The sequence below is a fragment of the Olleya aquimaris genome (assembly GCF_003259525.1).
GTDB lineage: Bacteria > Bacteroidota > Bacteroidia > Flavobacteriales > Flavobacteriaceae > Olleya > Olleya aquimaris.
On sequence record NZ_QLLO01000004.1, the window covers coordinates 105,086 to 122,306 of the forward strand.

Annotated in this window: 18 protein-coding genes; 3 read left to right on the forward strand and 15 right to left on the reverse strand. The window is 31.4% G+C overall.

Going from position 1 to position 17,221, the window contains the following annotated elements; all coding sequences use genetic code 11:
* Window positions 1-41: 41 nt before the first annotated feature.
* Genes LY08_RS06890 through LY08_RS06905 form a run of 4 tightly spaced genes read right to left on the reverse strand, consistent with a single transcriptional unit; the run spans window position 42 to window position 6,721 of the window.
* Entirely contained in the window at window positions 42-3,578 is a 3,537-nt protein-coding gene (locus tag LY08_RS06890) for an efflux RND transporter permease subunit (RefSeq protein WP_111659715.1), read from the reverse strand.
* Window positions 3,578-4,753: an efflux RND transporter periplasmic adaptor subunit gene (locus LY08_RS06895; RefSeq protein ID WP_111659716.1), complete on the reverse strand. Its 1,176-nt coding sequence runs from the start codon at window positions 4,751-4,753 to the stop codon at window positions 3,578-3,580. Before LY08_RS06895 ends, LY08_RS06890 begins: the two co-directional genes overlap by 1 nt.
* 12 nt (window positions 4,754-4,765) lie before the next feature.
* A complete protein-coding gene (locus tag LY08_RS06900; protein ID WP_111659717.1) occupies window positions 4,766-6,109 on the reverse strand; it encodes a TolC family protein in 1,344 nt (447 codons plus the stop codon).
* 6 nt (window positions 6,110-6,115) lie between these two features.
* Entirely contained in the window at window positions 6,116-6,721 is a 606-nt protein-coding gene (locus LY08_RS06905; protein WP_111659718.1) for a TetR/AcrR family transcriptional regulator, read from the reverse strand.
* 127 nt (window positions 6,722-6,848) lie between these two features.
* Between LY08_RS06905 and LY08_RS06910 the strand changes: the two genes are divergently transcribed.
* From LY08_RS06910 to LY08_RS06920, 3 genes are read left to right on the forward strand one after another with little or no spacing between them, the layout of a single operon-like run.
* Window positions 6,849-7,823 (forward strand): polyprenyl synthetase family protein, encoded by a 975-nt coding sequence (locus LY08_RS06910; RefSeq protein WP_111659719.1) that lies wholly within the window; start codon window positions 6,849-6,851, stop codon window positions 7,821-7,823.
* On the forward strand, window positions 7,823-8,173 hold the full coding sequence (locus LY08_RS06915; protein ID WP_111659720.1) for a hypothetical protein: 351 nt from the start codon (window positions 7,823-7,825) through the stop codon (window positions 8,171-8,173). Before LY08_RS06910 ends, LY08_RS06915 begins: the two co-directional genes overlap by 1 nt.
* Window positions 8,174-8,233: 60 nt before the next feature.
* Entirely contained in the window at window positions 8,234-8,668 is a 435-nt protein-coding gene (locus LY08_RS06920) for an RrF2 family transcriptional regulator (RefSeq protein ID WP_111659721.1), read from the forward strand.
* An 8-nt stretch (window positions 8,669-8,676) separates the two neighbouring features.
* Here LY08_RS06920 and LY08_RS06925 read toward each other — a convergent pair whose 3' ends face one another.
* From LY08_RS06925 to LY08_RS06975, 11 genes are all read right to left on the reverse strand, one after another.
* Window positions 8,677-9,117: a hypothetical protein gene (locus LY08_RS06925; RefSeq protein ID WP_111659722.1), complete on the reverse strand. Its 441-nt coding sequence runs from the start codon at window positions 9,115-9,117 to the stop codon at window positions 8,677-8,679.
* Window position 9,118: 1 nt separating this feature from the next.
* A complete protein-coding gene (locus tag LY08_RS06930) occupies window positions 9,119-9,901 on the reverse strand; it encodes an ABC transporter permease (RefSeq protein ID WP_111659723.1) in 783 nt (260 codons plus the stop codon).
* On the reverse strand, window positions 9,894-10,601 hold the full coding sequence (locus LY08_RS06935) for an ABC transporter ATP-binding protein (protein ID WP_111659724.1): 708 nt from the start codon (window positions 10,599-10,601) through the stop codon (window positions 9,894-9,896). Before LY08_RS06935 ends, LY08_RS06930 begins: the two co-directional genes overlap by 8 nt.
* Complete coding sequence (locus LY08_RS06940) at window positions 10,595-11,833, reverse strand: nitrous oxide reductase family maturation protein NosD (RefSeq protein WP_111659725.1); 1,239 nt, start codon at window positions 11,831-11,833, stop codon at window positions 10,595-10,597. Before LY08_RS06940 ends, LY08_RS06935 begins: the two co-directional genes overlap by 7 nt.
* A gap of 2 nt (window positions 11,834-11,835) precedes the next feature.
* Window positions 11,836-12,129, reverse strand: coding sequence for a cupin domain-containing protein (locus tag LY08_RS06945; protein ID WP_111659726.1), 294 nt, complete (start codon window positions 12,127-12,129; stop codon window positions 11,836-11,838).
* Between the two features lie 6 nt (window positions 12,130-12,135).
* Complete coding sequence (locus LY08_RS06950) at window positions 12,136-12,570, reverse strand: nitrous oxide reductase accessory protein NosL (protein WP_111659727.1); 435 nt, start codon at window positions 12,568-12,570, stop codon at window positions 12,136-12,138.
* A 27-nt stretch (window positions 12,571-12,597) separates the two neighbouring features.
* Window positions 12,598-13,197: a hypothetical protein gene (locus LY08_RS06955; protein WP_170120605.1), complete on the reverse strand. Its 600-nt coding sequence runs from the start codon at window positions 13,195-13,197 to the stop codon at window positions 12,598-12,600.
* Between the two features lie 141 nt (window positions 13,198-13,338).
* Window positions 13,339-15,312 (reverse strand): Sec-dependent nitrous-oxide reductase, encoded by a 1,974-nt coding sequence (nosZ, locus tag LY08_RS06960; protein ID WP_111659728.1) that lies wholly within the window; start codon window positions 15,310-15,312, stop codon window positions 13,339-13,341.
* Window positions 15,313-15,341: 29 nt separating this feature from the next.
* Window positions 15,342-15,917, reverse strand: a complete 576-nt coding sequence (locus LY08_RS06965; protein WP_111659729.1) for a fasciclin domain-containing protein — start codon at window positions 15,915-15,917, stop codon at window positions 15,342-15,344.
* A gap of 6 nt (window positions 15,918-15,923) precedes the next feature.
* Window positions 15,924-16,427: a c-type cytochrome gene (locus LY08_RS06970; protein WP_111659730.1), complete on the reverse strand. Its 504-nt coding sequence runs from the start codon at window positions 16,425-16,427 to the stop codon at window positions 15,924-15,926.
* Between the two features lie 165 nt (window positions 16,428-16,592).
* The gene (locus tag LY08_RS06975) at window positions 16,593-17,138 is read right to left on the reverse strand and encodes an alpha-ketoglutarate decarboxylase (RefSeq protein WP_111659731.1); all 546 of its coding nucleotides are present in this window, start codon (window positions 17,136-17,138) and stop codon (window positions 16,593-16,595) included.
* Window positions 17,139-17,221 lie beyond the last annotated feature (83 nt).

The window sequence follows — 17,221 nt, forward strand, 5'->3', positions numbered from 1 at the left end:
GCATAAAAAAAGCCTCAATGTTAATTGAGGCTTTAAATGCATTATTCTAAATCTATTAATTGGTCTTCTTGTAAAACGTTTTCAGTTTTTGAAAACTTATTATGAATCCACATTTTTAACTGCATGGCTAAGTAAAATAATACTGGGACAACAATTAAGGTTAAAAATGTTGCGACAAATAAGCCATAAATTACTGTCCATGCTAATGGACCCCAGAAAATTACGTTATCTCCTCCCATGTAAATATTTGCATCAAACTCGCTAAAAAGCGAAAAGAAATTAATATTTAGTCCAATAGCTAACGGAATTAACCCTAATATAGTTGTAATTGCAGTTAGTAAAACTGGACGTAAACGTGCTTTTCCAGCTTTTATAATTTGTGCGAGTAATTCTTCTTTTGGAAGATACTCTTCGTCATCTAAATCTAATTCGTTTTTCTTTCTGTCAATTAATAATTGTGCATAATCTAAAAGAACCACTCCGTTATTTACTACGATTCCTGCCAAGGAAATAATCCCCATCATGGTCATTAATATTACAAATGAAGCTCCAGTAATTACAATTCCGCCAAACACACCAATTAAGCTTAAAAAGATAGCTAACATAATTATGGTAGGTTTAGATAATGAATTAAATTGAAAGATTAAGATTAAGAATATTAATCCTAAACCAGTAAAAAAGGCACCCATTAAAAAGGCTTGTTCTTTATTTTGTTCTTCAATTTGTCCTGTATAATCAAATTTGACACCTTCTGGTAGTTCGCCAAAATTTTTCATTTCGTTTTTAATCTGATTTACTACAGCTCCAGCATCTACATATCCAGGTGCTAATCCAGAATAAACTGTAACCACACGTTTGGTCTGTTTATGTTTAATAGCACTAAACCCTGAGTTGTTTTTTTGTTTTGCAACAGTAGAAACAGGTATTTCTTTAATTTGTCCAGATGCCATATCCCTAAAGATAATTTTCTGATTAAATAGTGCGCTTTGATTGTAACGTAAATCTTCGTTAAATCTAACGTAGATATCATAATCATCTCCATCTTCTTTGTAAACACCAGCTTTTGCTCCAAATAACGAGTTACGTAATTGTTGTCCAACCTGTCCTGTACTAACCCCTAATTCTCCTGCTTTTTCACGATCAACAATTACTTGCATTGCAGGCTTGTCTTTGTTAACATCTATTTTAAGCTCGTCTATTGCAGCAATGTTTTTAGAGTTAATGTACTCTCTCATTTCCTCTGCAAGGTTAATTAAAGTGTTATAGTCGTCACCTTCAATTTCTATGTTAATTGGTGCACCAATAGGTGGTCCATTTGCATCTTTTTCTACCGAAATTAACACACCTGGATATAAACCTGTTAAGCTTTCTTGTACTTTTTGTCTAAGCGCTTCACTATCTTTTCCTTTTCGGAATTTATACTCAGTCATTGACGCAGTAATCTTTCCTTTATGAGGCATTTTATCTGAAGAACCACCATCTGTTTGAGGGTTTCCAGCACCTTCACCAACTTGTGATACTGCACTTTCTACTAAAAAGTTTTTACCATTTTCTACATATTCAGGATCGTTTAGTATGCTAAATACTTTTTGTTCTATCTCTTTAGTAATCGTGTTTGTTTTGTCAATATCTGTACCTTGAGGGTATTCGATATAGACAATAATTTGGTTAGGTTTATTATCTGGAAAAAATTCAATTTTAGTACGTTGAGTAGCAACCGAAGCTCCGAATACACCAAAAGCAATAAATAATAAAATTATAGTTCCAATAGTAATAAGTTGAGGTCTCCATCCTTTTAAAGCAGATGAAAGTGAGTTTTCATAAAAATTCTCTAGTCTTACCAGTGTTTTATTTTGAAAATTATTTGCTGCTTTTCTTAACACTAATCGGTAGACCCAAAGTAGTATAGCTGTAAAGACCATAACAGTTCCTAACCCTCTGTAATCTCCACCAAAAAGAGCTATAATTAAACCAATTCCTCCAATTATAGAAGAAATCATAATAATTCTGTTTAATGGCATATCCTTATCCTCTGTTGTCATAAACTGAGAGACTAAAACCGAATTAAAAAAGATGGCTACGATTAAAGACGACCCTAAAACAACAGATAAAGTTATAGGAAAATAAATCATGAATTGTCCCATTAAACCTGGCCATAATCCTAACGGAATAAAAGCAGCAACAGTGGTTGCAGTAGAAATTATAATAGGAAAAGCAATTTCGCCAATACCTTTTTTAGCAGCTTCTTTACGCGACATGCCTTCTTCATCCATTAAACGGTACACGTTTTCTACTACTACAATACCATTATCTACTAGCATACCAAGACCCATGATTAATCCAAATAATATCATTGTATTCATGGTGTAGCCCAAGGTGTCCAATATCATTAAAGACATAAACATAGACATTGGTATAGCAAAACCAACAAATAATGCGTTTTTAAATCCTAAAAAGAACATTAAAACGGTAACCACTAGTATAATACCAAAAATGATGTTGTTAACTAAATCGTCTACCTGTCCAATAGTTTTTGAAGACTGATCGTTGGTGATGGTAATTTTTAGATTAGTTGGAAAAACTTCTGCTTTTGCTTTTGTTACAATCTGTTCTACTTTTTCTGCAGCAGTCACCATATTTTTTCCAGATCGTTTTTTTACGTCTAGCATTACAACAGGGTCTCCTTTTCCTGTTTCAGAATTAAATTCTCTGGCGTAAGTGGTTTTATCTTTAGGTTTAAATGTTACGGTAGCAATGTCTTTTAAATAGATTGGATTACCATTTTCTGACTTAACTACAAAATTTTCTAAATCTTCAGGTCGATCAATTTCGCCTAAAATTCTAATGGTACGACGTTGTCCGCTTGTAATAAAGTTACCTGCAGACATGGTTGTATTACCATTGCCAATTGCGCTAATAATGTCTTGAAAATTAACTTTAGAAGCCATCATTTTAAACACATCTACTGCAACTTCTACTTCTTTATCTTGTGCACCACGAATATCTACTTTTTTGATTTCGTCTAAATCTTCGATTTCTTCTTCAAGATATTCTCCAAATTCTTTTAATCTTTCTACTGGATAATCTCCAGAAATATTAATGTTTAGGATTGGTATTTCTTCAGACATACTCAATTCAAAAACATTTGGTTCTACTTTTGCGTTATTAAAAGTTGGCCAATCCTCGCTGGAGGTTTCAGAATCAATTTCGTCTTTTACTTTTTGCTTAGCAGCTTCTACTGTAATACCTTCATCAAACTCTACAATAACCATAGAGAAGTCTTCTTGAGAAGTTGAGGTAATTTCTACTACATTACTAACGTTTTTAAGTTTGTCTTCTATAGGGTCTGTAATTAGTTTTTCGATATCTTCTGCAGTATTCCCAGGGAATAAAGAGCTAACATATATTTTTGTTTCCTTTATCTCTGGAAAACTCTCTCTTGGCATACTAAAATAGGCAGAGCTACCTAAAAAAAGTATTAAAATAATAGCCACATACATGGTGGTTTTATTATTAATTGCCCAAGAGGATAAACCAAATTCTTTATCGACTTTTTTGTTGTGTTTTTTCTTAATCATTAGTCAATTTTTTTATTGGTTATTTTGACTGTCTGTCCATCTTTAACACTTCTAGCACCTTCTTTAATAATTTCCATATCTGGTTGAAGACCAGAAATAATTTCAATATTATCTCCTTGTGTTTTACCAGTTTCAATAATAATTTGCTCTGCAACAGCTTTGTCTTCTTTTTTATCTTTTAGGACGTAAATGTATTGTTCTCCATTTGCGTTTTCAGAAATGACGCTTTGCGGAATTAAGATAGCTTCCTCATTAGTGTAATCGTTAATTTTTAGCCTAGCTGTTAAGTTTGGTTTAATACTTTTGTCCTTGTTTGGTACAGCTATTTCAATTTTAAACGTACGGTTTGCAGGATTAATAAAGTTTCCTGTTTGTCTTACTTTTGCATTTAAGGTTTTTCCTAAAACCGGAAATTCAACAATAACATCTTTACCTTCTGTAATATCTGTAATATAACGTTCTGGGACATCTGTTTCTATATACATATTGTTTAAGTTAACAATACGCATTAAAGGTGTTTGTCCAGGAGCAACTACACTACCTTGTTCTGTAATTACGTCATCAATAACTCCAGAGAAAGGTGCTCTAACATTTGCTTTTGCTAATTGTTGATTAATTTGGTTGATGCTTTTCTGTAAAGCTTCGTACTGAGATTTTGCTTGTAAATACTGTATCTCGCTACCTATTTTTTGATCCCATAGGCGTTTTTGACGCTCGAAAGTGGTTTTAGCTAAATCTGCTTGAATTTGTAATTGTGCTTTTTGTTGACTTATACCACCATCATCAATAGTTGCAAGTAATTGTCCTTTAGTTACTTTTTGTCCTTCTTTAACGTAAACACGTTGAAGTATTCCGCCCATTTCTGGAGTAATGACTAAGTTTTGTTTGGTTTCTACACCACCTTGAAGCTCTAAATAATGCTGAAAAGGTTCAGCTTTAGAAGTAATAGTAGTAATTAAAGGCACATTTCTATCCGGATTAATGTCTTCTAGCTTATCATCTAATTGCTTAATTTGATTAGCGATTTCTTGTTGCTTAGTCACTAATTCTTCCTTTTTAGTTTGAATAATTTGTGCGTCTCCTGTAGCAATTAATTCTTCAATAGATTGCTCTTTGTTTCCAGAACAAGACACAATTAGTATTGATAGTAAAGCAAGTTTATATATGTTTTTCATTGTTTATATGGATTAAAAGTTGGTGGTATTATTGGTGATGGTTTCAAGTTCTGCTTTAGTGTTTATAACATTTAGCATAGCTTGTAAAAATTCTTGTTGTGCACTGTAAAGTTGAGTTTGTGCTTGTCTTAAATCAAAACTAGAACCTACACCTTCAAAAAATTTAGTTTGATTTTTTTGCTCTATACGTTCAGCTAAGTTTAAATTTAGTTTTTTGTTATCGTATTCTTCAATTGCATATTTGAAATCGCTTTTAGCAGTTTCTATTTGAAGATTAAGCATTTGCTTTGTGTCTGATAAGTTTTCTTCTGCTATTTCTAAATTAATTTTAGCACGTTGGGTGGAAGCATTTCGCATCCCAGAACTAAAAATTGGGACACTTAAATTAACACCAACCAATGAAGATCCGTACCATTTGGTATTACTGTCTAAAAATACAAACTGGTTGTCAAAAGCACTATAACCACCATTAATAAAAGCACTTAGACTAGGTAATGCTTTGCTTTTTTCAAGTTTAACCATTAACTCTTTGGCTTTTTTATCGTTTTCTGCTATTCTATAATCGATAGTAGAAGTTACATCTGTTGTACTATCTACTAAATTTAAGGATATGTTTTTTACAGTTAATGTTTCTAAACTGTCAGTAACAATAATTGTAGAATTAAAATCCAAACCTAATGTTACACTTAGCATTTGATAGGCTATTGTTTTAAGACGCTTAACATTGTTTAATTGGCTGTTTACGTTAGACAAAGTAATTTGAAGTTGCTCTACGCTTTCCAATTCTTCAAAGCCATTTTCGTAAATTTTTGTGACTTCGTCTAAGTTTTTTTGTAAAACAGTTTTGTTGCGTTCTAAAATTTTAATGTTTTCTTCAATAAGTAAAACATTACCGTAGGCGTTAATAACAGATTTTCTAACCTCAAGATCAGTTTTTTCTTTTGCATTTTTAGAGATTTCTAAAAATACCTTTGCAGATTGTAAGCCCACTAAATAAGAACCGTCAAATAACAGCTGACTTAAGGTAGCGGTAGCAGTTGCATTTTGTTTGGTGCCAAAAATAACCTCTGCAAACTCCCCTTGATTTCCACCAAAAAATTCTGCTGGAATTACAGATACTTGTTGTTTTAAGAAATTTTGATAGTTGATTTCAGCATTAATTTGAGGTAAACCAGTTGCTGTGGTTTCCCATTTTTGTTGCTTTGCTGCATCAATATTTCTAGATGCATTTTTAGCTTGTCTGTTGTTTTCTAATGCAAAATCAATAGCTTCTTGTAAGCTAAACGATTGTGGTTGTTCTTGAGCAATCAAAAATGAACCCAGTAATAAGAAAACGAGTAATGAAAAATGTTTCATTGGTTGTTATGATTGGTTTTGTTTTATAAAATTGTTCAGAATTTTCATTCCTTTTTCAGTAACTATTGCACGTAAATGGTACTCTAAATAGCTTTCCATTAAATATTCCATGTTGTATAATTCAGGCGGAAAAATAGTACCATCTTTAATTCCGGACATACCATTAAAGTACATTCTAGAGATAAAGTCCACATCAATGTTGGATCTAAAAAGTTGTGTGTCTACTCCTTTTTGAATACTTTCTTTTACCGATTCATGCATTTTTTCAAACTGTTTAACTTGTAACAGTTCAAAGGTTTTAGGATAATATTTTTTAAGCTGATATTGCGGTGATGTTTTCTCGTTTTTTAGATAGTTCATCACAAACATTTTAATATCGTATAATTCTTCAATTGGATTTTTTGAAGCAGAACAAATGCAATCTATACCATCACAAATATTGTTAAATACGTGTAAAGTAGTTGCTTCTACTAATTTGGTTTTGTTTTCAAAATGTTGATAAATAGTTTTTTTAGAAATCGCTAATTCGTTAGCAATATCATCCATAGTCACACTTTTAAAACCAAGTGTTAAAAACATTTCTACAGATTTATTTATAATAGTGTCTCTCATAATTAAGTGCAAATGTACATCGGGAAACTTTAAAAACAATAAAAGTTTCCAAAGTTTTAAAGTTTTTTTAACAATGGACTTTTACATGTGTATAGTTTGTTAACACTATTTGCTTTATTTTTGCATAATGCAAAACATTTCATTTTATCAATCTGTAGTTACAGATTATTTAAAACAGTACTCCTCCACAAAAGAGCCCAAAAACTTATACGACCCTATACATTATATTTTGGAATTAGGTGGAAAACGTTTACGTCCAGTATTAACATTAATGACTGCTGAGGTTTTTGATGCAAACTATCAAACCGCTTTAAATGCAGCATTAAGCGTAGAGGTGTTTCATAACTTTTCGTTAGTGCATGACGATATTATGGATGATGCACCTTTAAGACGAGGACAACAAACTGTACACGAAAAGTGGGATGTTAATACAGGGATTTTGTCTGGAGATGCCATGCTAATTATGGCATATCAATTATTTGAAAATTACCAACCACATACATTTCAAGCATTAGCAAAACTATTTAGCAAAACTGCTTTAGAGGTTTGCGAAGGACAGCAATACGATGTGGATTTTGAAACAAGAGACGATGTGACTATCCCAGAGTATTTAAAAATGATTGAATACAAAACAGCTGTTTTAGTTGGAGCAGCCATGCAAATGGGAGCAATAGTTGCAGGAACCTCTGTTGAAAATCAAAATAGTATTTATCAATTTGGTAAAAACTTAGGTATAGCTTTTCAATTACAAGATGATTATCTAGATGCGTTTGGTGATCCAAAAACCTTTGGTAAACAAGTTGGTGGAGATATTATTGAAAACAAAAAGACGTATCTGTACTTAAAGGCATTAGAGTTTTTAAACCAACAAGAAAAACGTCAACTAGAACAATTATTTACTGTTAATTTGGAAGATAATTCAGATAAAATTGACACTGTAAAACAGTTTTTTGTTAATTCTGGATCTGCTGAAGCTACGCAACAAGCAATAGAAGAATATACAAACAAAGCTTTTCAGGTTCTGGAAGCTTTAAGTATTTCTGAAACTAAAAAAGAGATACTTCGTGAGTTTGGAATGGGTTTAATGACCAGAAAAGTATAATGAATCTACCGTCTACATTTGAAGATTTAATTGAAGAAGCCAATACGCTTAATTTGTACCAGAAATTAGTGAGGCAGCTTAATAAAGATTTTTTGTACGCTAATATCGACTTAGATTTTGACGAAGATATTTTACCTTCAAGTCTAAAGTTTTTACTTCACGAAACCGTTTATAAACTTATTCAAGAAAAATTCTCAGAGTACCTAAACCTGCTTTATATTATTGATGTGCCAGAGCATCAAATTAAAGCATTGGATGGGTCAGACACCTTAGAAATGTCTGAAAAAGTTGCTTTTTTAATTTTAAAACGCGAGTGGCAAAAGGTGTGGTTTAGGCATCAATATTCTTAATAGGATAAATTTATCTTATTTAAAGTAAATTACTTATCTTTGTTTTAAATAGTTAATTATATGTTTTCAAAAGCTTGCGAATATGGTATTAGAGCCACGATTTTTATTGCAAAAAATTCTGCTGAAGGCAAACGTGTTAGTCCAAAAGAAATTTCTGAAGAAATAAACTCTCCTCAAGCTTTTACTGCAAAAATATTGCAAGCATTAGTTAAAAACAATCTTATTAAATCAGTTCAAGGAGCATATGGTGGTTTTGAGATTGATAAAAATAAAATTTCCAAAATTAAATTAGCACAAATTGTTAATGCTATAGATGGTGATAGTATTTATATTGGTTGTGGATTAGGTTTAGATAAATGTGATGAAAACCATCCATGTCCTGTACACGATAAATTTAAAGAGATTCGTGAAGGACTAAGAGCATTACTTGAAAATACTAATTTAGAAGAGTTGGCCTTAAATATTAAAAAAGGAGTAGCTTTTTTAAAAGTTTAGACTAATACTTAAAGGTCAAAATACTTATAATATTTAGATATTAAACCTTTTAATTTGTTAATAGAAACTTCGGTTTCACTACTATTTTTAACTTCTTTAAGATTTGAAATTTCTTCTAAAATAGGCACTAAAACCACATGTAATTGGTCATGTGCTACACCTTTCATATCACAATTTTTAATAATATAGCTCGTTTGTTTTGATAATGCATCACCAACTATTTTTAGCTCTGAGAATGTCCTATTTTTTAAAATGGAATCAATACGTTTCATACCAAGATGTGTTTCTTCATTAACAATCCATTTTTCGCCATTATTCAATCTTAATTTTAAGGAGTCGATTGTTGAAACATCTTCTGTTGAAATTGTTTTTATTTCAGGTTTTTTGTCTTCTGTTTTACAACTAAAAATGAAGGCTATAAGCAACAATAAAGAGTAATTTATTTTCATCTTAAAAATCTTTTTTCTTTGATTTAAACATAATTCTTAACACTGGTAAGACCACCCAAAGGGTTAATGTTACAAAAGATACAATTATTCCGAAGCTGGTCCCGAAAAATTGTTTAAAAACTGCACCTGTATAACCTAGTAATGCAGAAATGTCTAGCTTTAAAAGGATTAAAGTCCTGGATAAATCAATTGGATTTAACATGGTACCAATTAAGGACACTTTGTCCAGTGGATAATCTTCAAACATAATTAGTGTCATTAAAAATAATCCATCATAAATAACAGCAAGAAACAACCATAATAAAATAGCATATCCAAACCCTTTTATTTTGTTCTCGTTTGATAACGCAATGTTAAAGGCTAAAGCTGTAAATATTAAGGTTAAAAAAGTACCAGTAATTAATAATAGAGAAAAATCCCAAATAGCACTACTTTGAAACAATCCATAAAACACAAACGGAATTCCTAATCCTAAAACTAAGCTCATAGAAAGTGATATGGCCACCCCTAAATATTGACCTAAAAATATGGAGGACCGTTTTAAAGGCTGTGCTAATAGCAACTCAGTAAATTCTTTAGAATTATAATAATACATCACACCAAAAATAGTCCCAATTAAAGGCACTAATACTATAATAACGTTCATTAAGGTAATGACAGCTTTTGATAGATCGTTATTTAAAAACAATAACACAATTCCTAATAACAAATAAAAGCCGAAATACACGTAACTCCAGCGACTGCGCATTAGATCGAAAAAACTATATTTTAATATTTTAAGCATGATTATCTGATAATATTGACGCAATTGCATGCTCAAAATCTGGCTGCTGTGTCTTGGTTTTTAATTCTTGAATAGTGCCTTTAAAGTAAATTTTTCCTTCTAAAATAAATACAATTTCATCAGAAACCTCTTCAACAAAACTCATAATATGCGATGTAATAAGTATAGTCTTGCCTTTAGCTTTTTCGGCTTTAATTAAATCTTTTAATCTTATTAACGAAATAGGATCTAAACCTGTTGTTGGTTCGTCTAAAATTACTAATGCACTATCAAACATAAAGGTTAAAACAAGGTTTACTTTTTGTTTAGTGCCTCCAGATAATTGCCCTAATTTTTTATCTAAAAAAGGTTCTAGCCTAAATAGTTTTATTAACTGTTCATCTTCATTGGTAGGTTTGCGTAAATCTTTAATCATTTTAATTAATTCTTTTACACGAAGATTGCTTGGAAAATTAGCTATTTGAGGTAAATAATCTATTTTATGTCTGTAGTCAGAGTTTTTATAAATGTTTTCTCCTAGAACTGTAATATTTCCTTTATTAGGTATAACCATGCCTAAAACCGCTTTAATTAAAGTAGTTTTACCAGAACCGTTTGGTCCAAGCACTGCAAAAATTCCGCCTTCATTAATGGTTAAATTAACACCACTTAAGACTTGATTTTTCCCAAATTTTTTATGTAAATTTTCAATAATTACCATGTTATTTTTTTCATTTGTGGTTTATTATCCAATAAATTATCAGGTGTAAAAACAGGTGATACTTTTTCAGAAAAATCAATAATATCTATAAACATACTACGTAATAAAATGATGGTTTCTGGAGTACGATTAACAATGTAAGAAAATAGTTTTACAGGTCGATAAGGCACGTCTCCATTGCCATCTTTGTCTAAGTCGTAACCTGTGTAATTACTCCAATAGTTTTTGTCAAATAGGTTATCATTTACATTGCTATTGTAGGCAATGTCAAAAGAGTTGTATAAAAAGTTATTCTCTATAAATGTATTAGTGTAACAAGCGCCTTTTATTTTTATAGCCCAACCATTGTTTTTAAAATTATTATGCTGGTATATAATACGATTAGAGCCTTCTATATTTATGCCTATGGTGTTGTTTTCAAATGTATTACCTATAATTTTGGCATCATTTATTTCTTTTAATAGCATGCCATAAGAAGCAGTTCCCCAATTTTCTTTAAACGTATTATTATACATTTTTATTTTTTTTGAGAACATAACTGCAACACCTGCTCCGTTGTTTTCAAAAGTGTTATCACAATATTCATCGTTATTAGAAAACATAAAATGTAAACCGTATCTTATGTTTTCTGCACTAACATTATTTTTTATGAGGCAATCGTCAGAAAATTCTAAATAAATACCATCACGTACATGCTCCACATAATTATGTTCAATTTCTATATGGTTACTGTACCATAATTGTATGCCATTTCCAGAGTTATATTCTTCTTTAGCGTCACCTATAATTTTGTTATGATACACTCTACCGTAACTTGATTTTTCAAGATAAATACCAAAAAAAAGTTTTTCTAAAACAAGGTTCTGAATCAGGAAATGTTTGCTTTTTTTTATTCTAATGGCTGCATAATCTTCGGTATAACTTGTGCCAACGTTAATTATAAATAAACCGTCAACAGTAACATGATCTGCTGTAATAGTAATAATTTCACCTTTTAATTCGCCATCAATTATAGGATAGTTTTCTCCTATTATAGTAAGTGACTTATCCACTAAAATAGAATGCTCTTTATAGGTGCCTTTTTTAACTCGGATAGTATCAAAATCTTTAGCTTGCGTGATAGCTTTCTTTAAAGTTGAAACAGGGCAAGTTTCACATACGTTAATAGTTTGAGCATGTGAAAACAATGACGTAATTAGCAGAATTATAAAACTTAATATTGTTTTTGTCATGATTATCTAATAATCAAAAATTTAGAATTCTGAATAGCTTTTACCCAATGGTCTTTATCTTTTGGGAAACTGAAAATTTGATGTTTTAAAAGAGTATAATCTGTATTATTTATAGTGAAAATAATTTTGCCTTCCAAAACCAATAAATAAGCATCTCTTGGTGAGGAGTGTTTAGGAAAAACAGCATTGGCTTCTAAACTAATATGAAGCATTTCTTTAGCTTCAATATCTAAAATCTTTTTTGCTTTTAAACCCTCGTATGGTGTTTGATTTAATATGTTGTTAGTTAAATACATAGCCTTTTATTTTAGGTGTAATTTTAATTCTTCCCAATTGTATAGTGTACCACCTTTTTCTGATTGTACTTTTTCTGCATCCACTTTATTTTTAAAAGCAGATAAAAAAGCACCCATTGGACTAGGTACGTTTTTGCTTATTAAAAATGTGGCTTTATTAGCATCAATAAGTACTTCAGGCTCGGTATAGTTGTTGGATAAGAATAAGCCAACCTCAGAAGTGTCAAAGTCTTCTAAAAAATGAATCATACATTCTGTAGCATCAAACTTATAGACTTTTCCTTTTTTAGTTACAATTTCTGCAGCATGGATTTTATCTACAATGGTCATTTTACAGAAATGACATCCATCATTTCCATAATCTATGGGTTGTGGTGAGATATTACAGCCTACAAAAAATAGCGATAATATAAGTGTTAAAAGGTGTTTTAGTGTTTTCATGATTTTAGTGTTTTAGCTATTTAAATATTACATAATCTTAAGTTTTCTATTATTTTTCTTACCAACGATATAGGCTATAAATCCTGTGGCTATTCCTAAGCCTAAAAATAAAGCACCTAATTGTGGATAGGAGTGTGCTCTAAAATTAAGAATGTCTTTACTTCCAAAAAGAGGTGGTTGAAAGCCCATTTGAGTTCCATCTGGATTAGTAAATTTCATGATGGCTTTCGGATCTAGATTATGTCCATAATCATGCTCCCAAAGGTAAAAGTCATACATGCCTGCTGCACTTAATACTAGCATTAATATAAACCATGCTAAAAACCATTTATAATTTCCTTTAAAGGCTATTATTAAACCAATTAGTGTGGTAATAAGTATTCCTGCCGGAAATATTTTAAACTCTGGAATAGCATCTGGAATGTACTGCATGCCCACATAATGATTCATTAAATTTATATTTTTAATATCATGAGGGTTGGCGTCAGAAAAATCATTAATGTGTATATACATACCTAATGGTGTCGGATATTGTGGTGCTTCCAAAGTGATTTTCCAGAGTGGAAACAAGAATAATCCTAAAGGTAAAATTGCTGCAATTAGCATAATGATGTTTGACTTTTTCATCTTTGTAGTTCTCGCTAAGCGGGAATATGGTTTTAAGTTAAAAGTGTGAGATAATATTTAATGAAAAGGCGAGAGCGAAAAAAACAACTCTCGCCTTTAATAGAGAAATAAACACTAAAACAAAATCTCTCTAGACCTTAATTATTCTTCTATTTCTTCTCCTAACGACCATTTTAATGGTACATCTGAGTTGCTAGGTGAGACTCTAATATAACCTTGCATTTCTTGGTGTAATGCAGAACAGAAATCTGTACAATAAAATGGCCACACACCTACTTTTGTTGGTTCCCAAACCGATGTTTTAGTTTGTCCTGGCATGATTAATAACTCTGAAGTATTTTGTCCAAGTACAGCAAAGCCATGTGGGACGTCAAAGTCTTGTTCTAAATTTGTTACATGGAAGTACACTTTATCTCCTAACTTAATACCTTCAATGTTGTCTGGTGAAAAGTGACTTCTAATTGTGGTCATATAAATATGCACCTCGTTACCTTTTCGTACAATCTTAACATCATCATCAGAAAAAGCTGCATAAGGGTGTTTGTTGTCTTCTAAGTTGTAAATTTTTTGAGATCGTTCTTTAATAATATCTGCTCGCATTGCAGCAGCATAATGTGGTTCTCCATGTGTTGGAAAATCTAATAGTAACTCCATTTTATCTCCAGAAATATCATACAGTTGAGCACTGTGCTCTAATTCTGGACCTGTTGGTAAGTATCTGTCTTTTGTTATTTTATTCATAGCAAACATATATTTACCTTGAGGTTTTCTAGAGTTTCCTCCAGGAATGGTTAAATGACCAACAGAATAGTATGTAGGTTTTCTATCAATAACTTCCCAAGTGCCTAATTTCCATTTTACAACTTCAGAAGAAATAAAGAACGTTGTATACGCATTACCTTCACTATCAAACTCTGTATGTAAAGGTCCTAAACCTGCTTGTTCAACAGAACCAGCTAAAACATCTTCAAATTTTAAAATAGGAATACCATAGGCTTCACCATCAAATTTCTTACTATCAATAGCAGCTAACATTTTGGTAAAAGAATGTACTGTCAGATTAGCTGATAGTTTACCATTACCTACAATATATTCTCCAGAAGGATCTACATCACAACCATGAGGCGACTTTGGTGTTGGTAAGAAAAATACAGCTCCTGGCACATCTGTTGGGTTAACAACACGTACTTGTTTTTTCATTGTAGAGGTTGCTGTATGTGTATGTTCATCATAAACATTATGTGCATAGTCTGCAGGCATCATTTTTCCGCCTCCATTATTTACATATTCTTCAATTTTTTTCCAGTTTATTGCTGCAATAAAATCTTTATCGTTTTGAGAAGCATTAACTTCTAATAATGTACTTGCTTCTTCAGAATTATAAGTTGAGAAGAAAAACCAACCATGTGAGGCACCTCGTCCAGGATGGGCTAAGTCATAATTAAAACCTGGCATAAGCACTTGAAATTTGATATCCATAGCTCCAGTTTCTGGTGCTACACTAATAAAAGATAATGCACCTTGAAAATTACCTTTATATTCAATAATTGGCATATCACGTTGCGGAATTGGAACCGAAAAACGTGTTCCAGCGACAACATATTCTGTATTTTCTGTTACAAATGAAGAACTGTGGTTACCAGCACTATTTGGGACTTCGATAATCTCTGTAGTTTCAAATGTTTTAAGATCAATTTTTGCGATTCTTGGTGTGTTATTTTCGTTAATAAAAATAAAACGACCATCAATCTCTCCATTGGTTTGTGAAATATCTGGATGGTGAGAATCTCCCCAAGGTATAAAGCCATGAGAGGTGTTTAACATTGGCTTAGTTTCTTCAGAATACCCATAACCTGAAGTTGGAAATTGAGAAAACACAGGAATCTCCTTAAACATTCTACCTGATGGTAATCCATAGACTGTTAAATTACCACTGTATCCTCCAGAAATGAAGGCGTAAAACTCGTCATGCTCTCCAGGAGCAACGTACACTTTTTCAGCTACATTACTTGCTAATGCACCAGATTTATTATTTGATTTGCTAGAATTATTACAACTTGTTAATCCTATCAAGATTGCCAAAGTTGCGAAAACAATTTGTATTGAATTTTTCATTATTTATAGGGTTTTATTAGTGTTTAAAATTATTCGGTTGGAGGTAATAATACTTTGTCAATAACATGTACTATTCCATTACCTGCATTAATACTTGCAAGAATTTTTGCACCTCCAATGACTGGCTCACCATTTACAACTTCAACTTTTACATAACCATTATTGGCTTGGCCTAGTTTTTTAAATTTCTTTAAAAAGTCTTTAGAGTAATTCCCAGGTGTCACATGATATTTTAAAATATTTGCTAAAGCTTCTTTGTTTTCTGGTTTTAATAAATTTTCTACAGTACCTTCAGGTAAGGCTGCAAAGGCGTCGTTAGTTGGTGCAAATACCATTAATGGACCTGCGTTTACTAAAGCATTTTCTAATGAAGCTGCTTGTACAGCATCCACTAAAGTTGTGTGGTCTTTAGATTCCATTGCAATGCTTAAAACAGTAGGTTTACTTTCATCATCTTTTATAAAAGCTTGTCCAGATTTTTTATCTGGTGTAGCAGCTGTAGATGTTGTTGTTGTCGAGGTTGAGTTTTGGTTATTAGTTTCTTTGCATGAATAAGTTAAAACAACACATACACAAACTAATAATAGTTGCTTGATTGGTTTCATAATAAGTTATTTTAAAGTTCTAAAATATTCTAGTACTGCTCTTGCATCTTCTTCTGTAAGTCCTTGATTAGCCATAGGAGAACCATTAAACTCCATTAATAGTTCTTTAGCTAAGGGGTCTTCTTTAACCATTTGTTCTGGATTTAAAATCATATTCATTACCCATTCTGGTGTACGACGCTCTAAAATTCCAGTTGGTGCAGGTCCAATAAATTTTTTATTAGGTCTGTGACAAGCAGTACACATTTTTTTGAAGACTTCAGTTCCATGGGTAACCAATTTTCGGTCAATCTCATTTCCTAGGTCAATGTTTTTTATTGGGCCAACGCCTTTATTAACTAAATCTACTTTATTAGAGGCTAGTATTTTTTCTGGTTTAATAGCAGTTGTTTGATCTGTGGTTGTTTTCTTTTCGTATGAAAAGGTTTCTTTTTTCTTTTCATCTTTCCCACCACAACTAATTAAAAGTGTAGCAAAAAAAATAGTCATAAGTTTTAGTGTTGTTTTCATGTTATCTAGTTTTATTAACCAAAATTACAAATAGGTTGTAGCTTAAAACATGATAAAAATCATATTTAGGATAAATTTATCCTAATTAAAAAAATATTAGTTTTTATAAAAAATCCTCTTAACAATGAAGTAAAGAGGAGTGATTAATAGTAGTAAGATTTTGTATTAAAAGAACACCCTAACAAAAGGGACCCAAGCATTAGCATAAACGCTTTTGGTGTCGTCGTAAAGTAAATCGTATCGTATACCAACAGTAACATTGTTAGTTCTGTAACCAGCACCAACAAATAAAGCAGGTACCCAATAATTTCTATCTGGATTATTCGAAAAACTACCTTCAAATTTTTGATTTACATTAAGTTGCTCAAACTCGGCAGATAATTGTATCTCTTGGATAGGGTTGTAAAAAGACATAATACTACCACCAAGTATAGTAGATTTATAAACATTTTTACTTCGGTTATAGGTTCCATTTAATCCAACACCTAAAGCAAATGCATTATCAAACTGGTAAATAGCACTTGGAGCCAAAGTCGCACTAAAAAAATTATTTCCGGTACTTAATCCTAAACCACCTCCAAAACGTACATTTTCCCAAAAATCACCGCTTTGTTTAGGTGGATTATCTTGTGCAATTGATGATGTTGTAAAAAAACAAGCAACAATTGTTAAAATGATAATTCTAATGCTTTTAATAAAGCTTATTTTCATAATAATTAATTTAGATATTTTTGAATGTTATAAATATAATAAAAGCATCTCTATATTTAGTAAAAGTTGTATTTTTGATAAAA